Here is a 9,355-nt window from a genome sequence, read left to right as displayed (position 1 = left end):
TCTAATTGCCATCGATTATCGCAACGGCACCCCAGGCCCTGTATACCTCACAGGTGGTAACTGCACGGGGTATTAGTGTTAGAAAAACACCGGAATATGGGCGTTTGCGCCCTGTTTACAGGGGATTGAGGGCTACCCCCTTCGGAAGGACGTCACAGATAACGAATGAACATTCTATTGACTTGGAGCAGGGTTCTGGGACCAACAAAATTAAACGAATAGATTGTAGGGCAGGGTTTAGCCTGCCGGCAGCCTGAAGGCTGCCCTACATTAATCCCAAATTTGAACAAAACACTCACAAAAAAGGCCCCCAATCAGGAGCCTTTCAGATTCAATGAAAGCGGCAGCCAGATCACTCCACACGATACAACTCAGGCATGCAATCCACGCTTTTTGCATCCACTTTCAGGTCTTTGATCACACCATCTTCGATACCGTAGATCCAGCCGTGCACGGTTAGCTCACGCCCCTCTTTCCAGGCACGTTGCACCGGTTTGGTTTTGCAGACGTTAGACACCTGAGCGATAACGTTCAACTCACAGAAGCGGTCGACGCGGGCATCTTCGTCTTCTTCCGCATTCAGGATCTCGTTGTTTGCGTAGGCGACATCTTTCAAGTGGCGCAGCCAGTTATCGATAAGGCCTAGGTCAGCATGGCCAAGCGAGGCACGTACACCACCACAGCCGTAGTGACCGCAGACGATGATGTGTTTCACTTTCAACACATCCACCGCGTAGTGCAGCACGGAGAGGCAGTTTAGGTCGGTGTGCAGCACCATGTTGGCGATATTGCGGTGAACGAAGAGTTCACCTGGCATCAAACCAACGATTTCGTTGGCCGGAACACGGCTGTCGGAGCAACCGATCCAGAGGTAATCCGGTTTCTGTTGGGCAGCCAGTTCTTTGAAGAAACCCGGGCGCTGTTCTTCAATGCGTTTCGCCCAGGCTTTGTTGTTTGTCAGCAGATCGTCAAGCATCAGAGTACTCCTCGATAACCCCTGTTACTGCACCAGCAGGGAATCGGCGCCCTGGATCTCTACACCGGAGATCTCAGCTTCACCCGCCAGCAGCTGGATGTACTGATTTACAGCGCTGCGGTAGTTGCGCTCCTGCAGGTAACCGCGGATACGCTCTTCTACCGCTTCATACGGTAGCTGTTCACCGTCTACGCGCTGATCGATACGTACAATATGGAAACCGTAGCGGCTCTCTACCGGATAGTCCGCCAGCCCCACTTCGAGGGTGAATACCTGGCGTTCAAACTCAGGAACGGTCTGGCCTTTGTCCAGCTGCCCCATCTGGCCTCCCACCTCTTTCGAAGGACAGTCGGAATTCAGTTCTGCCAAGGCAGCAAATTTTTCCGGTGAGTCTTTCAGGGTTTCGATCAGGCCTTCCGCTTCCACCTTGCGGGCAGCGCGCTCTTCCAGGTCATTAGGATCAGCACCCAGCAGGATATGACTGCAGGCGATCAGCACCGGGGTTTTGAAGCGCTCTTTGTTGGCTTCGTAGTAACGTTCGCAAGTTTCTGCGTCAGCAGTGGTCAGTTCAACCTCTTTCTCCAGCAGGGCTGCGATCATGTTTTCGTTGGCATCGTCATCTTCGGCAACATCCATTCCCAGATCGCGGGCGCGTTGCATCAACAGCTCACGTACCACCAGCGACTGTGCCGCTTGCTGGCGGGAGTCTTCCATGGATTCAGCCGGGTAGTACTGCATCTCTTGCAGGATGGTATGTGAATCGATGGTGGTGCCGTTCACAACCACATCAGGAAAATCAGGTGCTTCAGTTGGCAGAGAGGTGGTATCGATCAGCTGCATGGTGTGCCTCCAAAGAAAAGGGCGATAACGCTGTGTAGTGCTTTCGAGCAAGTCCTATAGGTACTCGGGCTTTCTGTAACGCCGTTAGATTGAGCACGCATAGGGCTTATTCGCCGTTTGAGTGTGACCCCTGCGGCCAAGCCGCAGGGGTCGGTCTTACTTGGTCTTACTAAAGGTCGTGCTTATTAACGCTGACGTACGATCTGGTAGCTACGTGCGAAGTATTTCACCGGCACACTCCAGATGTGCACCATTCGAGTGAATGGGAACACGATGAACATAGTCAGGCCCACGAAGATGTGTGCTTTGTAGATGAAGCCCACACCGATCAGGTGGTCTGCAGCATCTGCCTGCAGAGTTACCAGACCTTGCGCCCAACCAGCCAGCAGCAACATTACGCTACCGTCCAGGTGGTTCATTGCGAATGGGATAGTCAGCAGACCCAGGGTTACCTGTACGAACAGCAGTACCAGGATGAAGATATCCGCTGTGCTGCTGGTAGCACGTACGCGTGGATCACCCAGACGACGTTTCAGCAGCAGGAAGCAGCCGATCCAGCATGCGATACCTGCAGCACCACCAGTGATGATCGCCAGCAGCTGTTTGTTACCGCTGGAGATAAATGGTTCGTACACTGCGTGTGGTGTCAGCAGACCCACCAGGTGGCCGAAGAAGATAAACAGCACACCTACGTGGAACAGGTTGCTCGCACGACGGAAGCCCTTTGAGTTCAGCATCTGGCTGGAACTTGCTCGCCAGGTGTACTGCTCCCGGTCGTAACGAATCCAGCTAGCGATCAGAAAGACTGCGCCGGCGATGTATGGGTATACCCCAAACAGAAGATCATTAATGTATGACATGATAATTCTCCCGGGCCCCTCAGGAGCCGGTTACTCTCTGAGTCGGTTTATGAGATGGCTGCTCTGACATAGGCGCCAGGTGCACCGGCTTAGCTATGTCAGGCGCATTCAGCTCCTGACGGCGCTGGTTGAGCAGGCTGTCGCCGCAACCTGCGGCACCGTCCTGCGCACTGCCTTCGGTGAAGCGCACCATCTCCTCTTCCCATACTTTGTCCAAGGCTTCCGGAGTGTCGTCGCGCTCTTCAGAGGCAACTTTCTCTTTCAGCTCGGCACGCTCAACTTCAACGCCGACGAGGCTCAGCAGTGCTTCAAACAGCACCGCGTACTGGCTCTCGCGTTGTTGCAGTCGGGCTTCCAGCAGGGCCAGGATATGGCTGACATCCATCAGCCACTGGCGTACTTCCTGTTCCGGCCGCAGGGACAGGAACTCCAGGAACAGCGGGATGTAATCAGGCAGCTCGCGCTGATCGATTACGAATCCCTGCTTCTCATATACAGACATCAGATCCACCATCGCCTGGCCACGGTCACGGCTTTCGCCGTGAACGTGTTCAAACAACAGCAAGGAGTTGGAGCGACCGCGGTCGAACAGTGCGACGTACTCCTCCTGGGCGTCCAGCAGATCGGAGGTGCAGAGCTGATCGACAAACTCGATCAGCGCTTCCTTCTGCTCAGCCGCCAGGAACGCGTCATCACGCAGTTCGGCGATCAGCTCCTGACGGCCTTCCAGAAGCTCAGCTTCCGGATAGTCCATCAGGGCGGAGATAACTTTCAGATTACGCATCGCTTAATCTCCTAGTCCAACTGTGCAGGATCAACCTGCTTCACGCCGCTGATCTTTTCGACCATGGTGACGTTCTGCTTCTTGGCACCGAACAGGTTGAACTCAGTCTCGCCGCCGGCACAGCCGTTACCGAAGCTGAAGCCGCAACCCGCACGCTCTGGGAAGGCTTCCTTCGCCAGTTCGCGGTGGCTGGTTGGAATCACGAAGCGGTCTTCGTAGTTCGCAATCGCCAGGTAGCGGTACATCTCTTTCGCCTGACCTTCGGTGAGACCAGCATCTTCCAGTACATCCAGGTTGATCTTGCCTTCCACCTGCTCGTCACGCTTGTAAGCACGCATCGCCAGGATACGTTTCAGTGCAGTGACAACCGGTTTCTCATCACCGGCGGTCAGCAGGTTAGCCAGGTATTTAACCGGGATACGCAGACTGTCCACATCCGGGATCGCACCGTTCATACCGATCTGGCCAGCATCAGCCGCAGACTGAATTGGGCTCAGTGGTGGCACGTACCAAACCATTGGCAGTGTGCGGTACTCAGGGTGCAGAGGCAGCGCCAGTTTCCAGTCCATCGCCAGCTTGTACACCGGAGATTCCTGAGCCGCTTTGATCACGTTGTCATCAACGCCATCTTTGCGCGCCTGGGCAATCACTGCCGGATCGAATGGATCCAGGAAGATATCCAACTGCTTCTCGTACAGATCCTGCTCGGAACCGGATGCCGCTACTTCTTTGATGCGGTCCGCATCGTAGAGCAGCACGCCCAGGTAACGGATACGACCTACACAAGTCTCGGAGCAGACGGTTGGCAGACCGGACTCGATACGTGGGTAACAGAAGATACACTTCTCGGACTTACCGGTTTTCCAGTTGTAGTAGATCTTCTTGTACGGACAGCCACTGACACACATACGCCAGCCACGACACTTGTCCTGGTCGATCAGTACGATACCGTCTTCCTCACGCTTGTAGATCGCGCCGGATGGGCAGGATGCTACACATGCAGGGTTCAGACAGTGCTCGCACAGACGCGGCAGGTACATCATGAAGGTGTTCTCGAACTGGCCGTAGATCTCCTTCTGTACGTTGTCGAAGTTCTTATCTTTGGAACGCTTGGAGAACTCAGTACCGAGGATCTCCTCCCAGTTAGGGCCCCATTCGATGTTCTTCATACGGTCACCGGTAATCAGTGAGCGCGGACGAGCCACCGGCTGGTGTTTGCCTTCTGGTGCGTTATGCAGGTGCTGGTAATCGAAATCGAACGGCTCGTAGTAGTCGTCGATCTCTGGCATGTCAGGGTTGGCGAAGATGTTCGCCAACACACGCCATTTACCACCGATGCGTGGTTCGATAGAACCGTCCGCTTTACGGATCCAGCCACCTTTCCACTTGTCCTGGTTTTCCCACTCTTTCGGGTAACCGATGCCCGGCTTGGTCTCAACGTTGTTGAACCAGCCGTACTCCATACCTTCACGAGAGGTCCAGACGTTCTTACAGGTAATCGAGCAGGTGTGACAACCGATACATTTATCGAGGTTCAGCACCATACCTACTTGGGAGCGAATTTTCATTTGGCTGCCTCCTGAACGTAATCGTTGTTCTCACCATCCAGCCAGTCGATGTTCTTCATCTTACGAACAACCACGAATTCATCACGGTTGGAACCCACTGTGCCGTAGTAGTTAAAGCCGTAGGCCTGGTGTGCGTAACCACCGATCATGTGGGTTGGTTTCGGACACGCACGGGTTACGGAGTTATGGATACCACCACGGGTACCGGTGGTTTCAGCACCAGGTACGTTCACGATACGTTCCTGTGCGTGGTACATCATGGTCATACCTTCGTTCACACGCTGGGAGACTACCGCACGGGCTGCAATTGCACCGTTAGCGTTGAAGATCTCTACCCAATCGTTGTCTTCGATACCCACTTTCTTCGCGTCTACTTCAGACATCCAGATGATCGGGCCACCACGGGACAGGGTCAGCATGATCAGGTTATCGGAGTAGGTTGAGTGGATACCCCATTTCTGGTGCGGAGTGATCCAGTTCAGCGCAATTTCCGGGTTACCGTTTGGCTTCTTATCCATCACCGGAGCAACAGCCTTGGTGTTGATCGGCGGACGATACACCAGCAGGCTCTCACCGAAGTCACGCATCCACTCGTGATCCTGGTAGTACTGCTGACGACCGGTCAGGGTACGCCAAGGGATCAGCTCATGTACGTTGGTGTAACCAGCGTTGTAGGACACATGCTCATCTTCCAGACCCGACCAAGTTGGGGAGGAGATGATCTTACGTGGCTGCGCCTGTACATCGCGGAAGCGGATCTTCTCTTCCTCTTTAGGAATCGCCAGGTGAGTGTGATCCAGACCGGTGGCTTCACCCAGTGCTTCCCATGCCTTCACTGCTACCTGACCGTTGGTTTCAGGTGCCAGGCTGAGGATCATCTCGGCTGCGTCAACGGCTGAATCCAGCTTCGCACGGCCTTCGTGAGCACCCTCTTCGGTGTGGGTCCAGTTCAGTTTCTTGAGGAAATCGACCTCTTCTTTGGTATCCCAAGTGATACCTTTACCGCCGTTGCCCAGAGACTCCAGCAGCGGACCTACAGAGGTGAAGCGCTTGTAAGTGTTCGGGTAGTCGCGCTCAACCACGGCCAGGTTTGGCATGGTTTTGCCCGGTACCGGATCAGCTTCGCCTTTCTTCCAGTCCTTAACATCGTATGGCTGTGCCAGTTCCCCTGGGGTGTCGTGCTGCAGAGGCACGGTTACCAGGTCTTTCTCTACACCCAGGTGACCCACGCAGACTTCGGAGAACTTCTCAGCGATGCCTTTGTAGATATCCCAGTCAGAGCGTGCTTCCCATGCAGGGTCGGTTGCTGCAGACAGTGGGTGGATAAACGGGTGCATATCCGAGGTGTTCAGGTCGTCTTTCTCGTACCAGGTTGCAGTTGGCAACACGATATCGGAGTACAGACAGGTAGTGGACATACGGAAGTCCAGGGTTACCAGCAGGTCAACCTTGCCTTCGGAGCCCTTGTCGTGCCATTTCACCTCTTCTGGTTTCTTACCGCCCTCTTCGCCCAGGTCTTTACCCAGTACGCCGTGGTTGGTACCCAGCAGGTACTTCAGCATGTACTCGTGGCCCTTACCGGAGGAACCCAGCAGGTTGGAACGCCAGATGAACATGTTGCGCGGGAAGTTCTGCGGGTTGTCCGGATCTTCCGCTGCGAAGCCCAATGCGCCGGATTTCAGCTGATCTACGGTGTACTCCTGTGGAGTCACGCCAGCCGCTTCGGCTGCTTTGGTCAGCTGCAGAGGGTTAGTGCCCAGCTGCGGTGCAGATGGCAACCAGCCCATGCGCTCGGAACGTACGTTGAAGTCGATCAGGCTGCCGGTGTACTTGGACTTGTCTGCCAGAGGAGACAGGATCTCGTCCACTTCCAGCTTCTCGTAACGCCACTGGTTGGAGTGGTTGTAGAAGAAGGAGGTACCGTTCATGTGACGTGGTGGACGCTGCCAGTCCAGACCGAATGCCAGAGGCAACCAGCCGCACTGTGGACGCAGTTTTTCCTGACCTACGTAGTGTGCCCAGCCGCCACCGGTCTGACCGATACAGCCACACATTACCAGCAGGTTGATCAGGCCACGGTAGTTCATGTCCATGTGGTACCAGTGGTTCATACCGGCACCCACGATGATCATGGAGCGACCTTTGGTCTTATCAGCGGTGTCTGCAAACTCACGTGCGATCTGGATCACAACGTTGCGGTCTACACCGGTGATCTGCTCCTGCCATGCTGGAGTGTATGGCGCGTTGTCGTCGAAGCTCTTCGCTACGAAGTCACCGCCCAGACCACGGTCAACACCGTAGTTCGCCAGCATCAGGTCACCTACGGTTACCAGCAGGGATTCGCTACCGTCTGCCAGCTTGATCTTCTTGGCTGGCATGTTGTGGTGGATAACGTCTTCAAACTTGTTGTTGGTGAAGTATTCGTTCTCTACACCACCGAAGTATGGGAAGCCGACGGAAACCACTTCGTCGTGGTTTTCCAGGAATGTAAGCGCCAGGTGGGTGTCTTTACCTTCACCACCCTCTTTCGCTTCGATGTTCCACTTACCTTTCTCACCCCAACGGAAACCGATGGAGCCGTTTGGCGTAACAAAGCTGTTGCTCGTTTCATCAAACGCGACAGTCTTCCACTCTGGGTTGTTGTCCTGACCCAGGTTCTTGTCGAAGTCAGCTGCACGGATAAAGCGACCCGGTACGTAGCTACCATCTTCACGCTGATCCAGCTGAACCAGGTGAGGCATGTCGGTGTAACGACGGGCGTAGTCAGTGAAGTACTCGCTTGGCTTCTCGACGTGGAATTCTTTCAGAATTACGTGACCCATCGCCATCGCCAGTGCTGCGTCAGTACCCTGTTTAGGGTTCATCCACTGGTCACACAGCTTCGCAACTTCGGAGTAGTCCGGAGTAACTGCGACAGTCTTAGTACCCTTGTAACGTACTTCAGTGAAGAAGTGCGCGTCCGGGGTACGGGTCTGAGGTACGTTAGAACCCCATGCGATCACGTAGTTGGAGTTGTACCAGTCTGCAGATTCAGGAACGTCGGTCTGCTCACCCCAGGTCATTGGAGACGCCGGTGGCAAGTCACAGTACCAGTCGTAGAAACTCAGACATGCACCACCGATCAGAGACAGGTAGCGCGCACCAGCCGCGTAGGACACCATGGACATTGCAGGGATCGGGGAGAAACCGATCACACGGTCAGGACCGTACTGCTTGATGGTGTAAGTGTTAGCCGCTGCGATGATTTCGTTAACTTCTTCCCAGGTGGAACGAACGAAACCACCCTGACCACGTACAGACTTATAAGACTGAGCTTTGCCAGAGTCTTCAACGATAGACGCCCAAGCGGTTACAGCATCGCTGTTGCGTGCTTTCGCTTCACGCCACAGTTTCAGCAGGCGCTTACGAACTGTTGGGTACTTCAGGCGGTTTGCGCTGTAGATGTACCAAGAGTAGCTCGCACCACGCGGACAACCACGAGGCTCGTGGTTAGGCAGATCAGGGCGGGTACGTGGATAGTCAGTCTGCTGGGTTTCCCAGGTGATCAGACCGTTTTTAACGTAGATTTTCCAGCTACAGGAACCGGTGCAGTTTACACCGTGCGTGGAGCGCACAACTTTGTCGTGCTGCCAACGCTGACGGTAACCGTCCTCCCAGTCACGGCTTTCTTCTGTAGTCTGCCCGTGACCATCGGAGAACGTCTCCGGTTTTTCTTTTTTCAGATATTTTAATCGATCAAGCAAATGGCTCATGTCTTATCTCCTGAAACCCCTTTGGTCAGGACTGGGTCCCACACCTCTGAAGGACCCGGCGGTTTTACCCGGTGTGCAACAAACCAATCGGCTCACTGATTAGGTTGTTGCATCAGCCGGATGACGGCTGGTCTGTACAGATGTCTCTACGTCCCTGCAGATCGATCTGCGTTTACTGTGTAACCAAAATTACGCCACTATTGGCCGGAGGCTGTTGACCCAGATCAACACTCGAAAAACGGAAAAACCTTGAAAATCAACCATTTACCACTTTGGTGGTATATCGAAATTCACGTATAAATCGCTGATTTACAAAGACTTTCCCAAACAGGAGGTAGAGGAAGGGGTATACGGGGTACTACCCGGGATTCTTAGTGGGTACCCCTCCACCGAAGAGCGGAAATGAGGGTGAAAAAGGGTTGCAAGATGGGTTGGTCGCGCTCGGAGAGCGCTTATATGGACCCGCCCGGTTTGGCAAATAGTGCTTTCGACGTTTAGAGGTAAGATGCACGCTTATATCCGGCTTCAGTATTGGACCTGTACACGGCCCTAGCCATTATGAGATGTGCACTCTC

The 9,355-nt window shown here is 54.3% G+C and carries 6 protein-coding genes; all 6 read right to left on the bottom strand.

Going from position 1 to position 9,355, the window contains the following annotated elements:
* Positions 1-352: 352 nt before the first annotated feature.
* The 6 genes from can to ACEQ15_RS00935 all read right to left on the bottom strand — a co-directional run bounded on the left by can (position 353) and on the right by ACEQ15_RS00935 (position 8,780).
* Positions 353-976, bottom strand: coding sequence for a carbonate dehydratase (gene can / locus ACEQ15_RS00960; RefSeq protein ID WP_370277095.1), 624 nt, complete (start codon positions 974-976; stop codon positions 353-355).
* Between the two features lie 24 nt (positions 977-1,000).
* Positions 1,001-1,816 carry a peptidylprolyl isomerase gene (locus ACEQ15_RS00955; protein ID WP_370277094.1) on the bottom strand — a complete coding sequence of 272 codons (816 nt, stop codon included), beginning with the start codon at positions 1,814-1,816 and terminating at the stop codon, positions 1,001-1,003.
* A 185-nt stretch (positions 1,817-2,001) separates the two neighbouring features.
* Positions 2,002-2,676 carry a respiratory nitrate reductase subunit gamma gene (narI, locus tag ACEQ15_RS00950; protein WP_370277093.1) on the bottom strand — a complete coding sequence of 225 codons (675 nt, stop codon included), beginning with the start codon at positions 2,674-2,676 and terminating at the stop codon, positions 2,002-2,004.
* 19 nt (positions 2,677-2,695) lie between these two features.
* On the bottom strand, positions 2,696-3,460 hold the full coding sequence (gene narJ / locus ACEQ15_RS00945) for a nitrate reductase molybdenum cofactor assembly chaperone (RefSeq protein ID WP_370277092.1): 765 nt from the start codon (positions 3,458-3,460) through the stop codon (positions 2,696-2,698).
* A gap of 11 nt (positions 3,461-3,471) precedes the next feature.
* Positions 3,472-5,028 carry a nitrate reductase subunit beta gene (narH, locus tag ACEQ15_RS00940; RefSeq protein ID WP_370277091.1) on the bottom strand — a complete coding sequence of 519 codons (1,557 nt, stop codon included), beginning with the start codon at positions 5,026-5,028 and terminating at the stop codon, positions 3,472-3,474.
* A complete protein-coding gene (locus tag ACEQ15_RS00935) occupies positions 5,025-8,780 on the bottom strand; it encodes a nitrate reductase subunit alpha (protein ID WP_370277090.1) in 3,756 nt (1,251 codons plus the stop codon). Before ACEQ15_RS00935 ends, narH begins: the two co-directional genes overlap by 4 nt.
* Positions 8,781-9,355: the final 575 nt, after the last annotated feature.

Source organism: Pontibacterium sp., assembly GCF_964228735.1.
Classification (GTDB): Bacteria; Pseudomonadota; Gammaproteobacteria; order Pseudomonadales; family Balneatricaceae; genus Pontibacterium.
Note: the sequence above shows the minus strand (reverse complement) of the source record. Positions and strands in the feature narration are given on the sequence as shown.

What these genes read in the sequence shown, in the direction of transcription:
- can (WP_370277095.1), bottom strand. Translation starts at nt 976, where the DNA reads ATGCTTGACGATCTGCTGACAAACAACAAAGCCTGGGCGAAACGCATT.
- ACEQ15_RS00955 (WP_370277094.1), bottom strand. Translation starts at nt 1,816, where the DNA reads ATGCAGCTGATCGATACCACCTCTCTGCCAACTGAAGCACCTGATTTT.
- narI (WP_370277093.1), bottom strand. Translation starts at nt 2,676, where the DNA reads ATGTCATACATTAATGATCTTCTGTTTGGGGTATACCCATACATCGCC.
- narJ (WP_370277092.1), bottom strand. Translation starts at nt 3,460, where the DNA reads ATGCGTAATCTGAAAGTTATCTCCGCCCTGATGGACTATCCGGAAGCT.
- narH (WP_370277091.1), bottom strand. Translation starts at nt 5,028, where the DNA reads ATGAAAATTCGCTCCCAAGTAGGTATGGTGCTGAACCTCGATAAATGT.
- ACEQ15_RS00935 (WP_370277090.1), bottom strand. Translation starts at nt 8,780, where the DNA reads ATGAGCCATTTGCTTGATCGATTAAAATATCTGAAAAAAGAAAAACCG.